Raw genomic sequence first — 23801 nt, 5'->3', positions numbered from 1 at the left:
AAATAGAATGGAAAGACTGATTAACAATTTATTTAAAATTAATGCTTTTATCCTAAAATGAAAACCGTGCTGAATTCTAAGTACATGAAGGAGCAGGTCGCATGAACAGGGACAAACGTGATAAAATAACAAAGCTTCATGAAAGGACGTAATTACCGTGCAGCAGATAACATGGCAGATCCCATTCGTATACGATGTTCAGCTGATGCTGAAACGGATGGCACTCGATCCGCTGTATAATGTAGACATCGATCAAAGACAGGTGAAGCTGCCTCTTTCGGGTGAGGGGCAGCTTGATACAGTAACCCTTATGTTTGCTGAGCATCCACCAAAGAGGTATGTATATATAGAAGCTCCGGAGAAGAGAGAGCAGGAAGCTCTGGACAAAATAGAGCATGTTTTTCGCTTTCGCCAGCCGCTTGAGGAGGCAGCCGGACATTTTCAGAAAACAGAATTAGAGCCGCTCTTCCACCGGTTTTACGGCGCGCCGCTCACCTGCGACTTTGACTTGTACGGCTGTCTTATAAAAACAATTATTCATCAGCAGTTGAACATGGCCTTTGCCTATACCCTTTCGACAAGATTTGTCCAAATGTACGGTACTTATAAAGACGGTGTATGGTTTTACCCAGCGCCAGCAACGGTGGCATCTATTCATCCCGACGAGCTTCGAAATCTGCAGTTCAGCCAGCGGAAAGCGGAATATGTAGTGGATATTTCGAAAAGCATTGCAGAGGGCAGGCTTGATATTGATGCTCTTCAGCAAAAAACCGATGAAGAGGTCACACGGGAACTTACGAAGCACCGTGGGGTAGGGCCATGGACAGCAGAATGCTTTTTATTATTTGGCCTCGGAAGAGAAAACCTGATGCCGGCGGCTGATATCGGTGTTCAAAATGGATTAAAGAAACTGTTGGGGCTTGAGGCTAAACCATCTAAAGCGGACATCACAGAATGGTCCGGCCGGTGGAGCCCCTACAACAGCTATGCAAGTATTTATTTATGGCTTCATATAGAAACACCAGATAAAGGAGAAGATACACGTGCCGAAAAATGAAAAGTTTGAACAGCGCCAGCCGCTGCAGGAGGGTCAGGAATTTCCACTGACTATTAAACGAATAGGAATTAATGGAGAAGGAATCGGATATTTCAAACGTCAGGCCGTATTCGTAGAAGGTGCCCTCCCGGGAGAGGTGATTGTTGGCCAGGTCGAAGAAGTAAAACGGAACCGGGCGATTGCGAGTATTAAGTATATCCGGGAAGCTTCGCCGAGCCGGCAGAAAGCTCCATGTCCGGTGTATAAAATCTGCGGGGGATGCCAGCTGCAGCACGCTGAATACGACGAACAGCTGTGGATGAAGCAGGATCTGGTGCTGCAGTCATTTGAACGGTACGCTCCCTTCGTGCCGGAAATTCGTGAAACGATCGGTATGGAAAATCCCTGGCGGTATAGAAATAAAAGCCAGTGGCAGACAGGCGAAGGAAAGAAAGGACGAGTGGAAGCGGGGCTGTATTCGAGTGATTCCAATCAGCTGGTTGACCTCACCAACGTCGGCTGTATGGTGGAAAAGTCGATTTTAAATAAGATTACAAAAGCAATTACCGTATTTATGAAGGATGAAGAGGTGCCTGTACACACGAGTAAACAAAAAGGGGTTAAAACCATTGTCGTGCGGGCAAATGAACAAAAAAGCGAGGTTCAGGTGACACTCGTAACTTCTTCGGTGGATCTGCCGGAGCAGGAAGAGCTGGTGGATTTTCTCCGTTCTTCTTTCGCGGAAATAAAATCCATCCATCATCATGTGCAGAATGAAAGCAGCCCGACTGTTTTTGGCGGTACGACCAAACGGCTGTGGGGCAAGGATACAATCAAGTACAATATGCAGGACTTTTCATTTCATTTATCCCCGGAAGCATTTTTCCAGCTGAACTCGGAGCAGGCCTCCACGCTTTATGATGAAGCGAAAAAAGCAGCGAAGCTCACCGGCCGGGAAAAAGTGGTTGATGCCTACTGTGGCAGTGGCACCATTGGTCTTTGGATGTCCTCAGATGCTAAGGAAGTACGCGGCATGGATATGATTAAAGCAAGTATTCAGGACGCTAACAAAAACGCTAAACAGGCAGGAGCTTCCCACGCCAGGTTCTATCACGGCAAAGCTGAAGAAATGATGCTGCAGTGGCAGAAGGAAAACTGGAGCCCGGATGTAGTAGTGGCGGATCCACCGCGCACAGGCTGCGGGGAGGCACTGCTGAACACGATTGGGAAAGTGAAGCCTAAACGCTTTGTTTATGTCTCCTGTAATCCGTCCACCCTGGCCAAGGATGCTGCGTACCTGAAAAAAGCAGGCTACCATCCAGAATACGCCCAGCCGGTGGATATGTTCCCGCAGACATCCCAGGTGGAATCTGTAGTACCGTTTGTATATAAACCGGAGAAAAAAGGAAAAAATTAAATATGCGTGGTGAACAGCAATGTGTTTGTACTGGCTCGGTATCAGCCTGATTGTCTCCATTATTCTTACCATTCTGGCAAACCTGCTGCTCTACCTTTTTTTATAAACCAGGAAAGGAGAGCACACACCTATGTTTGAAAAGCAGCTTTGGCAGCATGCTGCCGAGTCATTAAACGAATTTGCCGACTTTATCAGTGAAGCACTCGGAGGCCCTGTGACTATTGAGGATTCGACGCACCGTCTGCTCGCCTACAGCGGGCATCCCCAGGTCACTGACGGAGCACGTACAGCGACAATTATGGGGCGGCGGGTGCCGGAAGAGGTGATTCACCGTCTATGGAATGAAGGAGTGATTCCAAGCCTTCACCAGCAGAGCGAGCCGGTCTCCATTTCCGCTATTGATGAAATAGGACTCGGAACCAGAATGGCGGTAGCTGTTAAGGAACAGCAGACGGTAATAGGCTATATTTGGGTGGTAGAGGGTGAAACGCCTTTTTCAGAAGAGGCAAAGCAGGATCTTCATTCAGCAGCTGTGGTCTGTGGTGAGCGTTTCCGGCGGAAGTTTCATCCGAGAAATCCGGCCCACCAGGATCATCAGGAATATTTCTGGCGTCTGTTAACCGGGGATGAGACCGATGAGCAGGCAGTAGAGCGTCAGATGCTTCGTTTTTTCCCGGGACGGCCGCAGCAGTATTCCATCGTAATCATGGAGTTTTCGACACAGCTTGAACACAATACCTGGGAGCGGCTCACTTATCTGCTGACGATTTCGCAGCGGGTAAAGGTGATGCTTAAAACATATGACCAGCACCGGGCTATTCTCATGCTGTATGGACTTGAAAGCAGAAATATAGAAGCAACAATCTCAGCATTTTTGCGTCAGATGCATGAGCTATGGCACGAACGGTACGATGATACTCTAACGGCTATTGCCGCTTCTGAAATCTGTCATCAGTATATGGAAGTGGCGGGTGGATACAGACAGGCACTGACCATGCTCGATTTAAAAAAGCAGGTCCGTCAGCTTCCCTCCCATTATTACTTTCTGCATGAAGCAGGCTATTACCGTTTTTTCCCTGTGCTTATACAGAAATGGGAGGAAGAAACATTTACACATCCTTCTCTTAAAAGCTTATCCGATTACGATGCAGAAAATGAGACGGAGCTTTTGAGCACGCTTTACATCTATCTCAGCGAAGACTGCAATGTCAATGCGGCTGCCAGGATGCTTCATGTGCATCCGAATACGCTGACCTATCGTTTAAAAAGAATGCAGGCCATTGCGGGTGTGAGTCTCTCCAGTGCCCATGAAAAATGGACGCTGCTGCTGGAATTGGAACTGCTGAAAGAAAAACACACAAACCCATTGTGAAAAATCACAAATGGATAATGGGAATATTATTTTAATCCGCCAATGCTTATAGTCCGGAAACACGCTATACTGATAGAAAAGGTATTAGAGGAGGCGATGTGTCGTGATTATAGGGGTTCCCAAAGAGATAAAAAACAATGAAAATCGAGTAGCGATTACGCCGGCCGGAGTTGTGCATTTAACACAAGCGGGTCATCAAATACATGTCGAAAATCATGCCGGGGAAGGCAGTGGATTTTCGAATGAAGAATATGAATCAGCCGGGGCAAAAATTATTCCGGAGGCTGCAGATGTATGGAAGCAGGCAGAGATGATCCTGAAGGTCAAAGAACCTCTGGCTTCGGAATATCAGTTTTTCCGGGAAAACCTGATTCTGTTTACCTATCTGCATCTTGCTGCTGAGCCTGAACTGGTGAAAGCATTGACCGAAAGCGGCGTCACCGCAGTAGCTTATGAGACGGTCGAGGAAAACCATACATTGCCTCTTTTAACACCGATGAGTGAAGTAGCAGGAAGGATGGCAGCCCAGGTTGGAGCGCAGTTTCTGGAAAGCGTGCATGGGGGCAAGGGCGTCCTGCTTTCGGGAGTACCCGGAGTGAAAAAGGCCAACGTAACGGTGATCGGCGGAGGGGTTGTTGGAACGAACGCTGCAAGAATCGCCCACGGGCTCGGGGCCAACGTAACAATTATTGATTTAAACCCAGCGAGACTCCGCCAGATTGATGAAGACTTTGGGGGCCAGATTCAGACACTGAGCAGCAACCCTCTGAATCTGGCAGAAGAAGTGAAGCGGTCGGATCTGGTGATCGGGGCTGTTCTGATTCCTGGAGCCAAAGCGCCGAAGCTGGTGACAGAAGAAATGGTGAAAAGTATGGACCGTGGCTCTGTTCTGATCGATGTGGCGATTGACCAGGGGGGCATTATTGAAACGGCCGACCAGGTAACGACGCACGACCAGCCGACATATGAAAAACACGGTGTGGTGCACTATGCTGTAGCAAATATGCCGGGGGCGGTCCCAAGAACGTCTACAATTGCTTTAACCAATGTAACCATCCCCTATGCGCTTCAGATCGCAAATCAGGGCGCGGCAAAAGCTCTGACCCATAACCCGACGCTTGGCAAAGGTTTGAATACAGCGCAGGGGAAAGTAACGTATCAGGCAGTGGCAGAGGATTTAGGTTATCCTTACGCATCGTTAGACGAAATACTTCCCATGTTGTAAAATGTGGAACGGGGCGCCGGCGCGGATGCCCCGTTTTCTTGTGAGAAAATAACTGCAGCGGACAACTGCTGTTTGATGGAAGGGAGGGGCTGCTGATGATTTCCTGTGCCGGTATTGATGCAGAAGGAAACACAATAAACAATATTACATTGAATGAATTTAAAAAATACGAATGGAAATGGTACTGGATTGATTATTCCTCTCCCACCGTGGAGGAAACAAACACGCTGGACTCGGTGTTTCATTTTCATCCACTGGCCATTGAGGACTGCTACATGGAGCGTCAGCGTCCAAAGCACGATTCCTATGACGGCTACAGCTTTTTCGTTCTCCATGCCCTTGATAAGGAAACGCTTGGAGCTGAAGAGATCTGTATGTTTCTTGGCCCCAATTTTGTCGTTACATATCATGAAGCCCCGTCTTCGGCTGTTAACCATTCCTGGAAAAAGCTGCGGACTGAAGGTGCCGCGCTTAATCCGGATGATATCAGCTATCACATTATAGACAAAATGACGGACGAATACTTTCCGGTCCTGGATCAAATCGAAGACCGCCTGAATGAGATCGAGGAAAGCAATGCGGAGTTGACCTATGGTAAGCTGATAGAAGAAGTATTTGATTTGCGGTCTGATTTGCTGAGGCTCCGCCGGACCATCGTTCCTATGAGAGACCTGGTATACAGAGTGTTGTTTGTGGAGCGCCTGCACCTGATTACCGAGCAGCGGGAATATTACCGGGATATTTATGATCACCTCCTAAAGGTTACAGAAATGATTGAATCCAACCGGGCAATGACTTCAGACATGAGAGACAACTTTCAGACGATGGCATCAAACAGAATGAATGCGATTATGATGACGCTCACGATCGTATCAACCATCTTCATTCCGCTGACCTTTATTGCAGGGCTTTATGGTATGAACTTTGTTTATATGCCGGAGCTTGAGTATAGATACGGGTATTTCATAGCACTTGGGGTAATGTTTCTGATAGCGGTAGTGCTGCTGGGCTTGTTTAAACGAAATGGATGGTTTAAGATTTTTAGATAGAAGAGTAGAAAGGGGGCGTTCGGATTGTCCTACCGATTATATAAAGCACATTTTAAGCATCCAATGCACGAAGAAGATTTGATCGTATACTACGATAAGGATGAATCAACCTTTTGTTTTGCGACAAAAGATATTGAAGAACAATCCCCGGAGATATGTAAGTTCCAATACCCTGCCGATTCTCTGCACGATGTGAAGCTGTTCATCGAAAAACTGGGTGTTGACGCCCAGACGCTGACGTTTCGCCATTATCTCCTGCATTAATAAGCAAATCCCCTGATGCCAAAAGCATCAGGGGATTTTTTAATATTAATCAAGATCTGCCGGATATACACCGTTTTCGTCGTGAACTTCGCGGCCGCTCAACGGTGGGTTGAATACACAAACCATGCGCATGTCTTTGCTGCCTCCGCGAAGCATATGTTCGTCGTTTTTATCGAGCGCGTACAGCACACCTGGCTCAAGCTGATATACTTTATTATCGCTCAATGTTTCAATTTCTCCGTCTCCTTCAATGCAGTAGACGGTTTCGAGATGGTTTTGGTACCAGATGTGAGTTTCCGTGCCGGCGCGGATAATTGTATCATTCACCGAGTAGCCCATGTTATCGTCTTTCATAATGAAACGGCGGCTGACCCAGTTACCGTCATCCACTTCACGTTCAGTACCGAGCAAATCTTCAAGCTTAATTACTTTCATTGTCTATTCCTCCATCTTATCAGTTAAGGGTTTATATCATAAAAAGGCCGACCGTCGGGGTGCCGATCGATCGGCTTCTTTTTATCCAGATAGTCAATTGGTTAAATTAGTTGGCAACGAGGTTGCTTTCAGCGGTCACCTCTTCAATTGCCTGCTGAAGAATCGACAGCCCGCGTTCAAGTCCTTCATCGTCAATAGTAATTGGCGGGAACAATTTAAATACTTCATCGTCTGCGCCGGCTGTTTCCATAATCAGACCGTGTTCGAAGCATCTGCCGGCGATGTTATCGGACAGATCCTCGATAGGGCTCATTATGCCCTGCATAAAGCCGCGTCCTTTACGGACCCCTTTCATTTCAGGGTGCTTTTTAATCATGTCATCCAGAAACGAAGCGATACGCTCTGACTTTTCCTGGACGTTCTTTTCCAAACGGTCATCCTTCCAGTAATTCAGGGCCTCAGTACCCGTTACAAAAGCAAAGTTATTGCCGCGGAAGGTACCGTTATGCTCCCCGGGAGCGAATTTATCATACTCCGGCGCCACTAAAGTGATGGCAAGCGGTGAGCCGTTGCCGCCAATGGATTTGGAGAGGCATATAAAGTCAGGCTTAATACCGGCTGGTTCAAAGCTGAAGAAAGTACCTGTGCGGCCGACGCCTGCCTGAACATCGTCAAGAATGAGCTTGATGTCGCGCTCGCGGCATATTTTTTCAATCGAACGAAGCCATTCGCTGCTTGCAGCATTTAAGCCGCCTTCACCCTGAACGGTCTCTACAATAAACGCTGCGGGCTTATCAAGGCCGCTGCCTCCGTTATCAAGGAAGTTCTCAATATATTCAACGGAATTATCGCTTTCCTTTAAGAACTTGTCATACGGAAGGACAGAGGTGTTTGATAAAGGCATGCCGGCCCCGTTACGCTTGAATTTGTTGCCTGTAACGCTCAAAGCACCGATAGTCATGCCGTGAAAGCCGTTAGTAAAGCTGACAACATTTGTGCGGCCAGTTACCTTACGTGCTAGCTTCAGTGCGCTTTCCACACTGTTCGCACCGGTCGGCCCGGGGAACATGATTTTATAATCCATGTTGCGCGGCTTCAGAATAATATTTTGGAATGCATCGATAAATTCGCCCTTTGCTTTAGTAGCCATATCAAGGGAGTGGGTAACCCCGTCCTCCTGAATGTAGGCGAGCAGTTTTTCTTTCATGTTGTCATCGTTATGTCCATAGTTCAGTGCTCCTGCGCCGGAAAAGAAGTCAACATATTCTTTTCCGTCCAGATCCCAGAGCTTGTACCCTTTTGCCTGGTGGAACACCGTAGGAAAGCCTCTGACATAGCTGCGCACTTCCGATTCGTATTCGTTAAAAACGCTAAGGTCATTTTTCATCATAAATGTAAGTATCCTCCTTGGGGATGTTATCGAAAAATTCAGTTTTTACATAATACATGACATGCGCTTTGCATGTCATGTTCGCTACTTATTTTGTAAAGGGTCCGACTCGAAATGTCAACTCTTCTTCATGTTCATCATCCGGGAACAGATCCTCCGTAAAGCATTCAGAAACTGTCACTTCAGTATCGCGTTTCTTGGCAAGCTTTTTAAACAAAGCCTGAGAGGCTTCATTGGAAGGAGTGATGGTAGCTTCTAAATAGAGCACTTCTTCACATACATCCCGTTCAAGAAGCGCATCCAGCAAACGTGAAGCAAGGCCTTTTCCCCGCTGGGAAGTATCCACGCCCACCTGCCAGACAAACACGGTATCCTGTTTTTCAGGTGGAATAAAGGCCGTTACGAAGCCCACTAATTCATCGTTTTCTTTAGCGACAACACATGTTTCGGCAAAAAATTCACACATCATAATATATTTATATGAGGAATTCAAATCCAATGTGGAGTTTTTGACAAGTTCCCACATGTCTGCCCCGTCTTCAACGGTTGGTTTGTCAAAAACGATTGAATCGACGGAACCGTTCGTTCCAGTCATTTTCGTTTCCATTTTCTTACCACCTTTTAAAATTAATAGAGGGCTACATGTACTATACCTCTTTATAAAAAAAACAAACGCAAAATTGCTTTGTTTTAAAATGTAATAAGATCTGCCACACTCACATTTCAAATCTTAACGCTAATTGTGGAAATGTTCAAACTTGCCTATCGGGCATTTATGAGTATTATTACTACTTATAGAGTGTTATGTAACCTGAACAGTGAAAACGATAAGTAATACTTGCGCAGATGGACAATTCCTCCACCTTTGATAAGAAAAGCCGTCTGGAAGGCCCAGACGGCTGAAGATTACTCCTTTAAAATATTGATCAGCGCAGGCTGGAGAGTCGGAAAATGAAAAGAGAAACCGTGATCCATGGATTTTTGGGGGATGACCTTCTGGCCTCCGAGGATCATTACACTCATTTCACCGAGCATCTTTTCGATAACAAATGATGGAACAGAGATCCAGTGAGGGCGTCCGGTCACTTTAGCTATCTCGCGTCCGAGTGTTTCCATCTGCGCGGGCTGGGGCGCAGTAATGTTCAAAGCACCTTTAATTTCTTTATTCGTAGCTGCAAAAAGAAGCATTTCGACAGCGTCTCTTAAATGAATCCAGGAAAACCACTGTTTACCGCTTCCGATAGTACCGCCGCCAAACATTTTATAGGCAGAGACAAGTGGCGGAATGAATGCCTGCAAAACGAGACCCATTCGTGCTTTTACTACCCGGATTCCGAGTTCTTCCGCTTTTTCGGCTTCATTTTCCCAGCGTACGGAAACGTCCTGTAAAAAGCTGGGTTCACCTTTTGGAGATTCTTCAGTGAATTCTGCTTCATTGGACATACCATAATAAGCCACGGCTGATGCACTGACAAGTACTTCCGGTTTATGGCTGCTTGCTTGAAAAATACGAATGATTTCTCTGGTGGAATCGATACGGCTGTTTAAAATATCTGCTTTATTTTGTTCCGTCCATCGTTGTGCAATCGATGAGCCGGCCAGATTTATGAAAGCATCCACCGGCGGCAATTCATACTCGGGTTTGCTGCCGGGGTTCATCCATTCAATAAAGGTGATATTTTCACTATTTTTTTTATTTTTACTGTTTCTTGTTAAAATATAAATATGGTGGCCCATCTGCTCGAGGTAGCCTGTGAGGGCGGAGCCTACATACCCGCTTCCTCCGGCAATAGCAATATTCAATGTGTATTTCTCCTTTCAGTCCTTAAGGTGATGTAAAAACGTCACTTTTGAAACTATTCAACTTTACCCAAAAGCGGGTTGTCATAATCATTTTCCACTATGCAAAAGGAGAGGGCCTTTGTGAAAATTACAAAAATTGAAGTGCAGAAAAATAATCCCGAGCGATACAATATTTTCACCGATCAGACCGACCGGGAAGCATTCACAACCGGTGTGGATGAAGCTGTTTTGGTCCAGTGGGATCTTAAAAAGGGAAAGGAACTGACGGAAAAAGAGCTTGAACTTCTGATTGAAGACGATCATGAACGTAAGGCATGGAACCGGGCGCTGCATTACTTATCGAGTGTGATGCGGACAGAAAAAGAAGTATATGACCATCTAATAGAAAAAGAGTTTACAGAGGCCTCTGCATCGAAGGCGGTCGAAAAAGCGAAAAAATATAAATTCTTAAATGACCGCGAATTTGCCAAAGCGTTTGTGCGGACAAAAATTAACACGACTGATAAAGGGCCGAAGGTTATCAGAATGGACCTGGGGAAAAAAGGCGTTGCGGAGAGTTATATTTCCGAGGCAATGAAAACACTGACTGATGAACTGGCTCTCGACCGGGCCGTGACCGCTGCAGAAAAGAAGGGGAGTCAGAAAAAAGGTGAATCGGCCGGTGCGGTGAAACAGCGTTTGTTGCAAATGCTGCTCCGGAAAGGATATGATCATGAAACAGCTTCAGCCGCTGTAAAAGAGGCGGACTTTGCTCCTTCAGAGGAAGATGAGTGGAACTCGGTGCTCGTGCAGGGAGAAAAAGCTTACCGGAAATGGGAAGGCAAACTTGAAGGCCGTCAGCTTGAACAGAAAATCAAAGAATACCTATACCGGAAGCAATTTCCGATGGAGCATATCCAACGGTTTTTAGATGAAAAAAGAGAGGAGACCGAGCATGGGAATGGAAAAAAGATACAGCCAGATGAGCAGGTATGAGCTTGAACAGGAAATCGCAAGCTTAAACGAAAAGTCTAAAAAAGCCGAGCAAATGGGAAGAGGAAATGAATTTGCAGTTTATGAGCGTAAAATTGCAATGGCGAAAACGTACATGCTTGATCCAGCGGACTATCAGCCGGGGAAAACGTACCGCATCGCCCAGGAAGGGTCCACCTTCGAAGTAGAATTTATTAACGGCGTGTTTGCCTGGGGATACCGGAACAATTCAAGCCAGATCGAAGCACTGCCGTTTTCTCTGCTGGTTGAAAAATAAAGAATGGAGGCACGATTGGAATGGAAAACCAGAAAAATTATTTATTGGAAACTCTTCTTTCCGTTAATAGTGAGTTAACAGACGAAAAAGCCCGGGAATGGGTAGATTTTTTATGGGAGGATTTTGAATCCACGCAGGCGAGAGCAGGCCGCACGTACAAGGGGGAAGAAGTAACCGGGCAGATCGTGGAAAAATGGGTCCGTCAGTACGGTCCGCACCTGCACCGCTACGAAGCAACGAATGAAAAGTTTTTTGGCATTAATTAGATATAAGTAAAGAGTACGGAGATCGGCTCCGTACTCTTTATTATTGAGTATAATAGGAAAAGGCCCGGCCTTTGTCGAGTTTTTTGTGAAGCGTATCATCGCTGAAAATCCAGCCGGTGTAGGAAGTCATAATCTCTAATTCCTCGTTCAGTTGAACGACCGCTACAAACGGATAGTAGCCCTTGCTGCGGTAACGCAGGTCAATGAATTTCACTTCGTATCCCTCTTCTGTGTTTCGGACGATCCAGCGGTACGTAGGGGAGAAGGACAGAAAAGAAGCAAGGTTCCGATCGTATCTGGCTGCATTAATAACCGGATCATCAGGAATTGGTTCAAACGGATACGTTTCAAAGTAGCGAAGCCGGCCGTTTCGGTAATTGGTGACAAATAACCTGTGCGGCGTACGAATAACCAAATGCCACCGGTACCAGTTGTACGTCGGTGAAATAAACAGGTGTGTGGCATCCGGATGCAGGCGCCGGGCTCTTTGCAAAACAATGTTTCGGGCCTGGAACCGCCACAAATAGTAAAAAAGCAAAAAAACGTATAGAACAATCATAGAGGGTGCTCTAGGTACATCAAACCACCAGAGAATAAATACAAACAGGTGGGAAAAAAAGAGTACTGAATCAAAAATATTAATCACGCCAAGCGCTATCCAACGCCTCGTAAACGGAGACAATGCCTGTGTGCCGTAGGCATTAAAAATATCAACAAAAACGTGAAGAGCGACAGCGATAAAGGACCAGAGCCATAAATGCGAAAAAGCAACGTCCGGAGAAAACATATATATAAGAGCGGCCAGCAGCACCGGCCAGATTAATACGGCGGGTATGGAGTGTGTCGGGCCGCGGTGGTAGCGGATATAGACGGCATTATTTTTCAGTTTTAATACGGTATCAAAATCAGGGGCCTGAGAGCCTATAATTGTCGCGATCAGGATTGTGCCCATTGCTCCGCCTTCGGTTGAAATAGCAGGATCAATGGTGGCAAGGCCGCCGAGACCTATCCCCATCACAGTGTGAGTTGCTGTATCCATTGGCACCACCTTTAATTTATGGCATGCTGAAACAAAAAAAGCCTGTGGCATCAAACAAGCACAGACTGTACCAGTGTAGTTCCATCATACCCTAAACAGTTTGTTTCAAAAAGGAGAATTGTATGAATCCGCAGAAATACGTCGTTTTTATGGAATACCGGATATCAGAAGAGAAAAGAACTGAATTTTTAAGCGCCATGGAAGAAATTTCTTCTGCTATGCTCAATGAGCAGGTGAATAATTATGAATGGTTTGAGTCTGTGGATCAGGGCGCATTATTTGTAGAGATGTTTGCCGTCAATACGCCTGAGCAGTACAAATCCCTTAAAGCTAAACGAACAGAGGCAGAGCACAGCGTATACGCCCGCCTTGATGAATTCGTTCCCGGTGGGATGAAAAAAGTGCACTGCTGGTGTTTTGAAAAACAGGGACCGTATGGGAACTAAAATAAAGAGAAAGAGTGAACTGCTATGAACCCACTATTGGAGAATTTTTCGCCGGAACAGTTTCAGCAGGACTTAGTCGACTGGTACCGGCAACAAAAAAGAGATCTGCCCTGGCGAAGGAGCGCAGATCCTTATCACATATGGATTTCGGAGATTATGCTTCAACAGACAAAGGTTGATACAGTCATTCCATATTACTACAGGTTTTTAGAAGCTTTTCCGACTATCGAAGCTCTGGCAGCAGCAGATGAAGATCAGGTAATGAAGCAATGGGAAGGCCTTGGGTATTATTCCCGGGCCAGAAATCTGCACCAGGCGGTTAAGGAAGTAGCTGAAGCATACGGAGGAGAAGTGCCGAGCGGCAAAAAGGAGTTTCGGTCATTAAAGGGAGTCGGTCCTTATACAGCCGGGGCAGTACTTAGTATTGCCTTTGATAAACCGGAGCCGGCTGTGGATGGGAATGTAATGCGCGTGTTTTCAAGGCTTTTGTGCTTATATGAGGATATTGGAAAGCAGTCTACAAAAAGTACATTCGAAGCAGTGCTTGGCGAAATTCTGCCGCTAACCTCACCGTCGGACTTTAATCAGGCGGTAATGGAGCTCGGTGCTCTTATCTGTACGCCAACCTCGCCGGGCTGTCTTCTGTGCCCGGTACAGGAGCACTGTAAAGCAAGAACAGCAGGGGTGCAGGAGGAGCTGCCGGTAAAAGAAAAGAAAAAGGCTCCGCGAAAACAGGAAATGGCAGCGGCGATTATTTGGAACGAGAACGGGGAAGTATTAATTCATCAGCGCCCGGATAAAGGGCTTCTGGCCAGGTTGTGGGAATTCCCCAATACGGAAATAAAAAATGAAGCGGAACGCGCCGGGGAAATGAGAGATTATCTTGAGGCGGATGCCCTCATAATACCTGCAATTGATCGTCCTGTACAGCGTGTGGAACAAACATTTTCACATTTAATCTGGAACGTTCACGTATATGAAGGGCAGGCGGAAAAAAGCGATATGCCGGAGGGCTGGAGATGGGTTTCACTGAAGGACATAGTGAACTACGCGCTACCTGTGGCCCACCAAAAAATCTATAAAACACTGCTTGAAAGGATGGAGTCAAAATGAACAAAGCTTTCGAGGGAAAGAAAGTGCTGATTACAGGTGGTTCCAAGGGAATAGGAAAAGGCATTGCCCAGGCGTTTTACAGCGAAGGAGCCAACGTTGGTATTTTAGCGCGTTCTGAAGAAGGGCTGAAGGCGGCCAAAGAAGAGATAGGAAACATTGAGACCTGCGTCTGTGATGTCACTGTGGATGGGGAAAGGCAAAATGCCTTTCAATGGTTTATCGAGACGTTTGGCGGAATTGATGTACTGGTGAATAACGCTGGCGGAAGCAGTGGAGGAAAAATTGCGGATACCTCCATGGAAGAATTTACGCAGGCGATGGAAACAAATTACTTCCAGGCTGTACACTTTAGTAAAATGGCATATGAGCTAATGAAGGAACGCGGTGGAGCAGTTATTAATATTACGTCGATCTTTGGGAAGGAAGCTGGCGGAAAAGCTACGTACAATAACGCCAAAGCGGCGCTGATCAGCTTCACAAAAGCAGCCGGAAACGAGTGGATAAAAGACGGTGTACGGGTCAATTCGATTGCTCCGGGGTCGATTCTGCACCCTACCGGTAACTGGCAGAAACGGATTGAGGAAAATCCTGAAGCAATGGAACGGTTTGTAGAAGAGAATATTCCCGCCGGAAGATTCGGTAACGTGGAGGAAGTGGCAGATGCAGCGTTGTTTCTTGCTTCGCAGGAGGCAAGGTGGCTTGTTGGCACAACGCTTACCGCTGACGGTGGACAGTCACGGATGAATATATAAAACCGAAGGCTGCGGCCTTCGGTTTTATGCTTAGTCGGAAATAGTGAGCACGAGGTTGCCGGAGTAGCGCTTATTTTCCAAATCTGTGTGGGCCTGGGCAGCTTCATCTATAGGATAAGTACGGGCTACATGCGGGGAAAAGACGCCGTGGTCATAAGCCCGCTGCACCCCGGAAGCTGCTTCCTGCAGGGCCGGGGCAGGTGCTGTGAAAAGCAGAATGCCGAGGATGGAAGCATATTTTTTGTTTAAAAGCTGCCAAGGAAAAGTCGGCATACTGTTCACCGGCGATCCGACTGCAACGATCCGTCCTCCGGGTGAAAGGATCTGCAGATCTGTATCGGCATTTTCACTAAAAGACATATCAAGGATAACATCAGCGCCCGGCTGTCCCGAAGCTGAAGCAAAATCCTCCTTCCAGCCTTCATCACTTAGATTCAAAACAACATCTGCACCGGCGCGACGGGCAATTTCATGCTTTTCAGTACTGCTTGCGGTAGTGACCACAAAGGCATTGTGGTGCTTGGCCAGCTGTATAGCGGCATGGCCGACCGCCCCGGCGCCGCCGTAAATAAGCACGGTCTCTTCAGGCTGAAGTGCGGCCCGGAAAAACAAAGCGAGATGGGCAGTGAGAGCAGGAATACCAAGAGATGCTCCTTCAGCAAAGCTCATAGCTTCAGGAAGCGGAAAAATGTTTGAAGCCGGGGCGGCTGCCCATTCTGCAGCGGCGTTTGGAATGTTGGTGCCCCATACCCGGTCACCCGGCTGAAAGCTTCCCGCACTGCTGCCAACTTCTTCAACTATTCCGGCAGCATCGAAATGTGGAATAGCCGGGAAGGTGGATACGGGACGTTTCCCGGAGCGGAAATACGTGTCAACGGGATTAAGGCCGACTGCCTTTACCCGGATAAGGACTTCCTCCGGGTGAATATCAGGTTTCTCCACCTCTTCTGTAGTCAGAACTTCCGGTCTTCCCTGCTCATAATAAACGATTGCTTTCACGAAAATCGTCTCCTTTCATTCTGCATATGATAGTTTTTTGCCTTCTCTTTCATCGTAACAGTTTTTCAGATCGACAGAAGAAATGTATAATGAAAGGTGATAGAAAAAAGAAGGCAGCAAAAATTGCAGAAGAAGGGAGGCGGGACACATTGGCCGAGCGTAACGAAATCGCCGCAAGCTTCCCGGAAACAGGTAAGCCTATCCAGGTGCAGAGTTATAAGCATAACGGATCGCTCCACCGTGTATGGGAAGAAACATTAATACTGAAAGGTACAAGCAGAGAAGTCATTGGCGGCAATGACCGTATTCTGGTTCACGAATCGGACGGAAGGGTCTGGAGAACGAGAGAGCCTGCTATTTGTTATTTTCATGCTGAGAAATGGTTCAACGTTATTGGTATGATCCGGTCTGATGGAGTGCACTATTATTGTAACCTGGGCACGCCGTTTGTCTACGACAGTGAAGCTCTTAAATATATCGATTATGATTTGGATATTAAAGTTTTTCCGGACATGACCTACAATTTACTGGATGAGGACGAGTATGCCCAGCATAAAAAAGAAATGAATTACCCTGCGCAGATAGATGAAAAGATGGACACGAGTATTCGGGAACTGCAGAATTGGATCTGCCAGAGAAAAGGCCCATTTAACTCTCATTTTATCGAACAGTGGTATGAGCGTTTTTTGTTTTTTCGATAAGAGGTGAAAAAGATGGGCAGTATTAAACGCTACATGCAGTTTGTGCGGCCGTACAATAAAATAATTGCGGTAACAGTGACCATTGGTATTTTCAAATTCGGTCTGCCGCTTTTAACGCCGCTCATTCTTGCTTATATTATCGACCACGTGCTGTTGGCCGATGGCATGGCAACAGCTGAAAAAGCACGAGTGCTCGCCTGGCTGGCAGGCGGAGCGGTTGTGCTTTTTATTATCGTTCGTCCGCCAATTGAATACTACCGGCAGTACTTTGCCCAGTGGACGGGCAATAAGGTTCTATACGATATCCGTGACCAATTGTTCAGCCATATTCAGAAATTGAGCCTTCGTTTTTATTCCAACCGCAAAGCCGGCGAAATCATTTCGCGGGTAATCAACGATGTTGAACTGACAAAAGACTTTGTCATTACCGGTCTGATGAATATATGGCTTGATCTTGCGACCATTATTATTGCACTTATTATTATGTTTACAATGGACGTGGAATTGACGCTGGTGGCGATGTTGTTTTTACCCATTTACGCCTTTTTCATCAAATATTTTTATTCGAGGCTGCGGGATTTAACAAAAGCAAGATCGCAGGCGCTTGCAAACGTGCAGGGACATCTCCATGAACGGGTGCAGGGAATGAGCGTGATCCGGAGCTTCGCTCTTGAAAATCATGAGCAGGGACAGTTTGATACAAGAAACAAACAGTTCCTGGACCGGGCGGTGGATCATACGCGCTGGAACGCTAAAACATTCGCAGCCGTTAACACCGTGACGGACGTGGCACCACTGGTAGTCATCCTGGCAGCCGGTATGGCTGTTTTGTACGGGAATTTGTCCGTCGGGGAAATGGTGGCGTTCACCTCCTACATGGAGAGACTATACAGTCCGCTGCGTCGCCTGGTGAATTCATCTACCACCCTTGTGCAATCGATCGCTTCAATGGACCGGGTGTTTGAATTTATTGATGAAAAATACGATATTACCGACAAAGAAACAGCCGTGCCGGTGCAGCACGTCAAAGGCGACATCAGGTTTGACCACGTATGGTTTAAATATGAAGAGGACACTAACGATGTATTAAAGGATGTCGATCTGCATGTGCGCCCGGGAGAAACCATCGCGCTTGTCGGCATGAGCGGCGGTGGTAAGAGTACAATCGTCAGTCTCCTTCCGCGGTTTTACGATGTCACCGGCGGCGCTCTGCTTCTTGATGGAAAAGACGTGCGGGACTACGAAGTGCGCACCCTCCGGGATCATATAGGAATGGTGCTGCAGGACAACATTTTATTCAGCGAATCAGTGAAAGAAAATATCCGGATGGGAAAACCGGATGCCACGGACGAGGAAGTCATACAGGCAGCGCGTATGGCGAACGCCGAGGTGTTTATCAACGAACTGCCGCTCGCCTACGATACTCCAGTCGGAGAACGGGGCGTGAAGCTTTCCGGTGGTCAGAAGCAGCGGATTGCCATTGCGCGCGTGTTTTTGAAAAATCCATCGATACTTGTGTTTGATGAAGCCACCTCGGCACTGGACCTGGAAAGTGAGCACTATATCCAGGAAGCGATGGAGCGGCTTGCCCGGGACAGAACTACTTTTATCGTAGCGCACAGGCTTTCAACGATTACCCACGCAGACCGGATTGTTGTCATCGAAGACGGCCGTGTAGTGGAGTCAGGCAGCCACGAGCAGCTCATGATGGCAGAAGGCTCCTACCAGCGGCTGTTTGACGTTCAGCATGTGTAAATAAAAAACTGGGAGGCGACCATGGAAGAAGTCAAAAATTATTTCAAGCATCATCGCAGCAGCCACTTAAGCCAGCTAAAAGAATTTTTATCAATACCAAGCATCAGTGCAGACCCGGAGCATAAACCGGATATGGAAACAGCTGCCTCCTGGGTGGAGGAAAGCATGCAGTCAGCAGGTCTGGAAAACACGGATGTTATGGAAACCGGTGGACATCCGGTCGTGTACGGGGATTGGATGCATGCCCCGGGGAAGCCTACGGTCCTGTTTTACGGGCATTATGACGTGCAGCCGGCCGATCCGGTTGAACTGTGGGAAACGCCGCCGTTTCAGCCGGACATACGGGATGAAAAAATTTATGCCCGCGGTGCGACTGACGATAAAGGCCAGGTGTTTATGCACCTTAAAACGATTGAAGCCTTTATGCAGACGAAACAGGAGCTTCCGGTGAATGTGAGGTTTTGCATTGAAGGAGAAGAAGAGATTGGCAGCCCTAATCTGGATGAGTTTGTGGAAAAGCACCGGGAGCTGCTGCAGGGGGATGTACTGCTGGTTTCCGATACACCGATGCTCGAAAAGGGCCGGCCGACAGTCTGCTATGGACTGCGGGGACTTGCGGGGATTCAGATTGATGTAAATGGAGCTAAAGGAGACCTGCACTCCGGCCTGTACGGCGGCGGGGTTGCAAATCCGCTTCATGCCTTGGCTGATATACTTGCTTCCATGCATGATGACAGCGGCCGTATTATCGTTGATGGCTTTTACGACCGGGTCGTTTCGCTGACCGGCCAGGAACGCCAGGCATATGCAGAACTTTCATATGATGAAGAAAATACAAGAAAAGAACTAAACGTACCGGAGCTGTTTGGCGAGGAAGGATTTTCGTTTTTGGAAAGAACGTGGGCCCGCCCGACGCTGGAAATTAACGGGATGCACGGAGGCTTCCAGGGAGAGGGGATCAAAACGGTGCTTCCTTCTGCGGCTTCAGCCAAGATAACGTGCCGGCTCGTGCCTGACCAGGATCCCGATGAGATTGTGGAAAAGCTGACGGCGCACGTCCGGCATAAAACTCCTAAAGGGGTGGAGGTGGACGTGATTCCGTTTGATAAAGGCAGGCCGTTTGTGACTCCATTTGACCACCCGGCCATTCAGGCAGCCGGGAGAGCGCTTGAAACAGCATACGGCACAACGGCAGCATATACCCGAATGGGAGGGTCTGTTCCTGTTATTGAAACGTTCTCCGAGATTTTAAATGTGCCGGTAGCTTTAATGGGATTTGGTCTTCCAACCGAAAACTTTCATGCGCCAAATGAACATTTCCATTTGGAAAACTACGACAAAGGCCTCGAGGCTTTAGCAGAATATTTGATAGAAATCAGTGAAAATTTATAAACGAAAAAGGAGGGCACCCATTAGCGGGCGCCCTCCTTTTAGTTTTCAATAGCAAAGAAATCTTCGCTGCTGTGATAGCGGAAATAGGTCTCAACAAGCCGGTCGAGATGTTCAAGCTGCTCATTGTACTCGACGATGTGTGCGACAATGGGAAGAAGATGGAGCCATTCCGAGCGGTCGATATTCTGGTGATGATACATTTCCATAAGCTGATCGGTTAAAGACACTCTGCCTTCATCGACCTCTTCGGCCATTTCCTCTGTAAGATGGGTGGTCACCTTGCCTACATAACGTTGAAGAATTCTGTCGTGGTAATCCATAAGATGATCAAGCTGATTGCGTATGGCTTCCTGCATTTCTGAAGGCGTATGCTGCATATCGTTTTCAAACTTATCAAGCGTGCGCAGAATGGTCACGATTTTATTCATCGAAGCGATCATTTGTTTAAAAAGAACAACACGCCGGTCCCGGGTAAGCCTTGCCTTTTTAGTGTACACGCGTTCTTCTTTAAACAGAAGGTACAGGTTTTCGATGGAGACCGTTTGATCTTTAAGGGAGGAAAGGTCCTTTCGCAGCGTCTGACGGTTAGTTTCATGCCTTCCAAGCAGCCGGATCCACTGAATAGTATCCTGGGTCACATCCCGAATCTGCTGATACAGCTTGGTTTCATGCTTTGGCGGCAGAAACAGCATGTTGACTAAAAAGGAAGCAAGAATCCCGAGCATAATTAAAGCAAACCGTTCGGAGGCAAATAAAATAAAATTGCCGTCTCCGGGCCTGCCCATGATAATAATGACCGTCACAACAGCGATTGGAATGGTGGAGGCATCCAGTTTTAATCCTAGAATGCCTGCAATAATAATCATCACCGTAACTCCAATGATTACCGGATCGTGACCGAACGCAAGTACCATAACAATAGCTGTGCCAGCCCCGATGATATTAGCCTGAAGTTGGTCCAGCATTGTCTGGAATGTGCGGGATATGGAAGGTTGAATAGCGAAAGTAGCGGCGATAGCTGCGAAAAAAGGAGGGTTCAATCCAATCCACGATGCTGCGTATATAGCTAGAACGATCGCAAGACCGGTCTTGAAAATTCTGGCTCCCAGCTTCATAACGGATTGTATTCCTTTCTGTATTGAACTTAGTAAATGTAGCTGCTTAACGCTGCAAAGGCCTGGTCCGAAGCTTCCAGCGTCTCTTCTATGTCATCAGTGCTGTGTTCAGTGGTCAGAAACCAGGCTTCGTATTTTGAAGGAGCAAGGTGGACGCCGCGGTCAAGCATTTCTTTAAAAAAGATGCTGAACCTTTCAGAGTTCGAGCGTTCGGCCCCTTTATAATCTTTTACTGTTTCATCTGTGAAATAAATGGTGAACATTCCTTTTAACCGATTGATCGTAACGGGGATGCTGTATTTTTCAGCCTGCTCGAGGAGACCTTTCTCAAGACGTTCACCCAGATGATCTAACGTGTCGTATACCCCGTCTTTTTCCAATACTTCAAGGCAGGCAATGCCCGCGCGCATAGAAGCAGGGTTTCCGGACATCGTTCCTGCCTGGTAGGCCGGACCCAGAGGAGCGACCTGCTCCATGACATCGACCCTGCCTCCGTAAGCGCCAATCGGCAGGCCGCCTCCGATAATTTTCCCCATAGCGGTCATATCCGGTTCCACATGGAGCATGTTTTGAGCAGCTCCGTAGGTGAAACGAAAAGCAGTAATGACTTCATCAAAGATAAGAAGAGAGTCCGATTCATGTGTGAGTTTTTTAATCTCTTCAAGATAACCGGGCTCCGGCTCGACAAGCCCGAAATTACCTACGATAGGCTCAATAAGGACTGCAGCCGTTTCGTCACCCCAGCGGTCAATGGCTTCGCGGAAGCTGTCAATGTCGTTAAATGGCACAGTGATGACTTCTGCGGCAATGTTGGGAGTCACGCCCGCAGAGTCCGGGGATCCCAGCGTCGATGGTCCGGAGCCGGCTGCTACAAGCACAAGGTCGGAGTGGCCGTGGTAGCACCCTTCGAATTTGATGATCTTATGTTTGCCGGTATAGGCTCTGGCTACGCGGATAGTCGTCATTACAGCTTCAGTGCCGGAATTGACAAACCTGACTTTTTCAAGTGAAGGTACCGCATCTTTTAATTTACGTGCAAACACGTTTTCCCATTTAGTAGGGGTGCCAAGCAGAGTGCCTGTAAGGGCAGCCTCATTGATTGCTTCAGCGATATGAGTATGGCCGTGCCCGGTAATAATAGGACCGTAGGCCCCGAGGTAATCAATGTAGCGATTGTTATCCTCATCAAACAAATGTGCACCGCGCCCTTCTTTCATAAAAACCGGTGTGCCGCCTCCAACTCCTTTAAAGGAACGGGAGGGACTGTTAACGCCTCCGACGATCAATTCGCAGGCTTCATTATAAAGCTCGACAGATTTTTCATAGGACATATTTTCCTGACTCTCCTTACTATCAACTATTTCTTATCTATTGTATCATGGAGAAGTGAAGCAAAAACCATGATATCATAAGATGAAAACAAGTGTTGAGGTGATCAATGTGAGTACAGAAGAAAGCAATGTAAACCCAGGAGATCTGGAAGGTAAACAAGCTCCTGATTTTGAACTCCCCGCTACTACCGGCGTAAACATTCGTTTAAGTGATTATCAGGGACAGAACGTGATTTTGTATTTTTATCCGAAAGATAACACTCCCGGATGTACAACTGAAGCCTGCGATTTCAGGGACGCTCTGCCAGAGTTGAATGATAAAAATGTCAAAGTACTCGGGGTCAGCCCTGATTCAATGAAAAAACACGAAAACTTCACTGCTAAACACGAGCTTTCCTTCCCGCTCCTGTCTGACGAAGAACAGGAAGCAGCTAACGCCTACGGAGTTTGGAAATGGAAGAAAAACTTCGGTAAAGAGTACCTTGGCATTGTACGGTCCACCTTTTTTATTGATACAGAAGGAGTCGTGCAGAAAGTATGGGACGAAGTGAAGGTAAAGGATCATATTGGGGAAGTATCCCGGTATGTTGATGAATTCCTGTCATCTTCTAAAAAATAGCAGGCGGGTGAAAACATGAAACTGCTTCTTTGCATTATCGATAATTTTTATACCGATCAGGTAGAGATGGAAATGAAAGACAAAGGCTATCGCATGACAGAGATTGCGGGCAGCGGTGGTTTTTTAAAAAAAGGAAACACGACGTTTATGTTCGGTGTGAATGAGGAAGAAGTATCGAAGTTAAAAACAGATTTAAAGGATATATGTCTGGCTTACGAAAAACACAGAGGAAAACGGCCAGAGCATTCAAATAGGTTTACTTCTTTTCTTTTAGATGTATCGATGCTTCCTTTTTTTCAATCAGCCGAAACAGATGAGAATCACTGACCCCCTTTCATTGACAAGGATCAGGGGGTTCCGATAAAATAGATTATAAGAATTACAAATAAAGAATCGTTTTACAGGAAGAGAGGTGCATGACGATGGCGAGCGCTAGCCTACAGGAAGCAGTAAGTGTCTTAAAAAGCACGAACGTTCGGATGACACCGCAGCGTCATGCTATTTTAGAGTTTCTACACTCTTCAATGAGCCATCCGACTGCTGACGATATCTATAAATCTCTTGAAGAACGTTTTCCGAACATGAGTGTAGCCACAGTCTACAATAATCTTCGGGTTTTTAAAGACGCTGGCATAGTGAAAGAATTAACCTACGGAGACTCCTCAAGCAGATTCGACTGCGTTACTTCAGATCATTATCATGTAATATGTAATGATTGCGGGAAAATTGTAGACTTTCACTATCCAGGCCTGGATGAAGTAGAAACGTTAGCTGAACATGTGACAGGCTTTGATATTGAAGATCACCGGCTGGAGATTTACGGAACATGTCCGGAATGTACAAAGATGAGCAAACAGTAAGCTGTTTTAAAAGCCTTCATCTTTTTAATGGATGGAGGCTTTTGTATGCTTTTTAAACGCAGAGAGTTCTCTTAAAAACTAATTTAAAATTATTTTGCAAAAGTGGTTGACGGTCTTATAGGCCGATGTTATATTACTAATTGTCGCCAAAACGGCTGACAAAAAAGAGAATA

26 protein-coding genes are annotated in these 23801 nt (G+C 46.8%); 18 read left to right on the top strand and 8 right to left on the bottom strand.

The genetic code is table 11. From position 1 onward, the window contains the following. Positions 1–157: 157 nt before the first annotated feature. The 6 genes from SIC45_RS10960 to SIC45_RS10935 all read left to right on the top strand — a co-directional run bounded on the left by SIC45_RS10960 (position 158) and on the right by SIC45_RS10935 (position 6363). Positions 158–1057: a DNA-3-methyladenine glycosylase gene (locus SIC45_RS10960; RefSeq protein WP_319632162.1), complete on the top strand. Its 900-nt coding sequence runs from the start codon at positions 158–160 to the stop codon at positions 1055–1057. Next, the gene (gene rlmD, locus SIC45_RS10955; protein ID WP_319632161.1) at positions 1044–2453 is read left to right on the top strand and encodes a 23S rRNA (uracil(1939)-C(5))-methyltransferase RlmD; all 1410 of its coding nucleotides are present in this window, start codon (positions 1044–1046) and stop codon (positions 2451–2453) included. Before SIC45_RS10960 ends, rlmD begins: the two co-directional genes overlap by 14 nt. A 130-nt stretch (positions 2454–2583) precedes the next feature. Beyond that, positions 2584–3825: a PucR family transcriptional regulator gene (locus SIC45_RS10950; protein WP_319632160.1), complete on the top strand. Its 1242-nt coding sequence runs from the start codon at positions 2584–2586 to the stop codon at positions 3823–3825. Positions 3826–3928: 103 nt separating this feature from the next. Next, positions 3929–5050, top strand: a complete 1122-nt coding sequence (gene ald / locus SIC45_RS10945; RefSeq protein WP_319632159.1) for an alanine dehydrogenase — start codon at positions 3929–3931, stop codon at positions 5048–5050. 95 nt (positions 5051–5145) lie between these two features. Beyond that, on the top strand, positions 5146–6099 hold the full coding sequence (gene corA / locus SIC45_RS10940; RefSeq protein WP_319632158.1) for a magnesium/cobalt transporter CorA: 954 nt from the start codon (positions 5146–5148) through the stop codon (positions 6097–6099). A gap of 24 nt (positions 6100–6123) precedes the next feature. Next, positions 6124–6363 (top strand): hypothetical protein, encoded by a 240-nt coding sequence (locus tag SIC45_RS10935; RefSeq protein ID WP_298789106.1) that lies wholly within the window; start codon positions 6124–6126, stop codon positions 6361–6363. 45 nt (positions 6364–6408) lie between these two features. Here SIC45_RS10935 and SIC45_RS10930 read toward each other — a convergent pair whose 3' ends face one another. The 4 genes from SIC45_RS10930 to SIC45_RS10915 all read right to left on the bottom strand — a co-directional run bounded on the left by SIC45_RS10930 (position 6409) and on the right by SIC45_RS10915 (position 9991). Further along, complete coding sequence (locus SIC45_RS10930; RefSeq protein ID WP_022795050.1) at positions 6409–6798, bottom strand: ectoine synthase; 390 nt, start codon at positions 6796–6798, stop codon at positions 6409–6411. 106 nt (positions 6799–6904) lie between these two features. After that, positions 6905–8188: a diaminobutyrate--2-oxoglutarate transaminase gene (ectB, locus tag SIC45_RS10925; protein ID WP_298789105.1), complete on the bottom strand. Its 1284-nt coding sequence runs from the start codon at positions 8186–8188 to the stop codon at positions 6905–6907. Positions 8189–8276: 88 nt separating this feature from the next. Continuing rightward, entirely contained in the window at positions 8277–8795 is a 519-nt protein-coding gene (gene ectA / locus SIC45_RS10920; protein WP_022795048.1) for a diaminobutyrate acetyltransferase, read from the bottom strand. 299 nt (positions 8796–9094) lie between these two features. After that, positions 9095–9991 carry a TIGR01777 family oxidoreductase gene (locus SIC45_RS10915; RefSeq protein ID WP_319632157.1) on the bottom strand — a complete coding sequence of 299 codons (897 nt, stop codon included), beginning with the start codon at positions 9989–9991 and terminating at the stop codon, positions 9095–9097. A gap of 120 nt (positions 9992–10111) precedes the next feature. Between SIC45_RS10915 and recX the strand changes: the two genes are divergently transcribed. From recX to SIC45_RS10900, 3 genes are read left to right on the top strand one after another with little or no spacing between them, the layout of a single operon-like run. Further along, a complete protein-coding gene (recX, locus tag SIC45_RS10910; RefSeq protein WP_319632156.1) occupies positions 10112–10966 on the top strand; it encodes a recombination regulator RecX in 855 nt (284 codons plus the stop codon). Further along, positions 10932–11240 carry a YfhH family protein gene (locus SIC45_RS10905; protein ID WP_027847476.1) on the top strand — a complete coding sequence of 103 codons (309 nt, stop codon included), beginning with the start codon at positions 10932–10934 and terminating at the stop codon, positions 11238–11240. Before recX ends, SIC45_RS10905 begins: the two co-directional genes overlap by 35 nt. 20 nt (positions 11241–11260) lie before the next feature. Beyond that, a complete protein-coding gene (locus SIC45_RS10900; protein WP_298789102.1) occupies positions 11261–11506 on the top strand; it encodes a YfhJ family protein in 246 nt (81 codons plus the stop codon). Positions 11507–11546: 40 nt separating this feature from the next. Here SIC45_RS10900 and SIC45_RS10895 read toward each other — a convergent pair whose 3' ends face one another. Beyond that, on the bottom strand, positions 11547–12545 hold the full coding sequence (locus tag SIC45_RS10895) for a metal-dependent hydrolase (RefSeq protein ID WP_298789101.1): 999 nt from the start codon (positions 12543–12545) through the stop codon (positions 11547–11549). A 122-nt stretch (positions 12546–12667) separates the two neighbouring features. Between SIC45_RS10895 and SIC45_RS10890 the strand changes: the two genes are divergently transcribed. Genes SIC45_RS10890 through SIC45_RS10880 form a run of 3 tightly spaced genes read left to right on the top strand, consistent with a single transcriptional unit; the run spans position 12668 to position 14856 of the window. Further along, a complete protein-coding gene (locus SIC45_RS10890) occupies positions 12668–12991 on the top strand; it encodes an MFS transporter (RefSeq protein ID WP_298789100.1) in 324 nt (107 codons plus the stop codon). Positions 12992–13015: 24 nt separating this feature from the next. Continuing rightward, positions 13016–14104 (top strand): A/G-specific adenine glycosylase, encoded by a 1089-nt coding sequence (gene mutY / locus SIC45_RS10885; protein ID WP_319632155.1) that lies wholly within the window; start codon positions 13016–13018, stop codon positions 14102–14104. After that, on the top strand, positions 14101–14856 hold the full coding sequence (locus SIC45_RS10880; protein WP_319632154.1) for an SDR family oxidoreductase: 756 nt from the start codon (positions 14101–14103) through the stop codon (positions 14854–14856). The genes mutY and SIC45_RS10880 overlap by 4 nt, the downstream gene beginning before the upstream one ends. A gap of 30 nt (positions 14857–14886) precedes the next feature. Here the strand turns inward: SIC45_RS10880 and SIC45_RS10875 are convergent, their stop codons facing one another. After that, positions 14887–15855 carry an NADPH:quinone reductase gene (locus tag SIC45_RS10875; RefSeq protein WP_319632153.1) on the bottom strand — a complete coding sequence of 323 codons (969 nt, stop codon included), beginning with the start codon at positions 15853–15855 and terminating at the stop codon, positions 14887–14889. A gap of 89 nt (positions 15856–15944) precedes the next feature. On the opposite strand from SIC45_RS10875, the gene SIC45_RS10870 reads away from it, so the two are divergent. Genes SIC45_RS10870 through SIC45_RS10860 form a run of 3 tightly spaced genes read left to right on the top strand, consistent with a single transcriptional unit; the run spans position 15945 to position 19703 of the window. Beyond that, positions 15945–16556, top strand: a complete 612-nt coding sequence (locus tag SIC45_RS10870; protein ID WP_319632152.1) for a DUF402 domain-containing protein — start codon at positions 15945–15947, stop codon at positions 16554–16556. A 12-nt stretch (positions 16557–16568) separates the two neighbouring features. After that, positions 16569–18311, top strand: coding sequence for an ABC transporter ATP-binding protein (locus SIC45_RS10865; protein ID WP_319632151.1), 1743 nt, complete (start codon positions 16569–16571; stop codon positions 18309–18311). Positions 18312–18332: 21 nt separating this feature from the next. Next, positions 18333–19703, top strand: a complete 1371-nt coding sequence (locus SIC45_RS10860) for a dipeptidase (RefSeq protein ID WP_319632150.1) — start codon at positions 18333–18335, stop codon at positions 19701–19703. Between the two features lie 38 nt (positions 19704–19741). Here SIC45_RS10860 and SIC45_RS10855 read toward each other — a convergent pair whose 3' ends face one another. Beyond that, complete coding sequence (locus tag SIC45_RS10855; protein WP_319632149.1) at positions 19742–20818, bottom strand: FUSC family protein; 1077 nt, start codon at positions 20816–20818, stop codon at positions 19742–19744. A gap of 29 nt (positions 20819–20847) precedes the next feature. After that, positions 20848–22149 carry a glutamate-1-semialdehyde 2,1-aminomutase gene (locus tag SIC45_RS10850; protein ID WP_319632148.1) on the bottom strand — a complete coding sequence of 434 codons (1302 nt, stop codon included), beginning with the start codon at positions 22147–22149 and terminating at the stop codon, positions 20848–20850. A gap of 82 nt (positions 22150–22231) precedes the next feature. Here SIC45_RS10850 and bcp point away from each other — a divergent pair, with 82 nt between their 5' ends. The 3 genes from bcp (at position 22232) to perR (ending at position 23628) form a co-directional block, all read left to right on the top strand. Further along, a complete protein-coding gene (bcp, locus tag SIC45_RS10845) occupies positions 22232–22768 on the top strand; it encodes a thioredoxin-dependent thiol peroxidase (protein ID WP_319632147.1) in 537 nt (178 codons plus the stop codon). A 15-nt stretch (positions 22769–22783) separates the two neighbouring features. Then, entirely contained in the window at positions 22784–23095 is a 312-nt protein-coding gene (locus tag SIC45_RS10840; protein WP_298789082.1) for a cyclic-di-AMP receptor, read from the top strand. A 95-nt stretch (positions 23096–23190) separates the two neighbouring features. Continuing rightward, positions 23191–23628, top strand: coding sequence for a peroxide-responsive transcriptional repressor PerR (gene perR, locus SIC45_RS10835; RefSeq protein ID WP_298789138.1), 438 nt, complete (start codon positions 23191–23193; stop codon positions 23626–23628). Positions 23629–23801 lie beyond the last annotated feature (173 nt).

Origin of the sequence: Marinococcus sp. PL1-022, assembly GCF_033845285.1 — a bacterium.
GTDB lineage: Bacteria > Bacillota > Bacilli > Bacillales > Marinococcaceae > Marinococcus.
The sequence above is the reverse complement of the archived record's forward strand: the minus strand, read 5'-3'. Positions and strand labels throughout refer to the sequence as shown.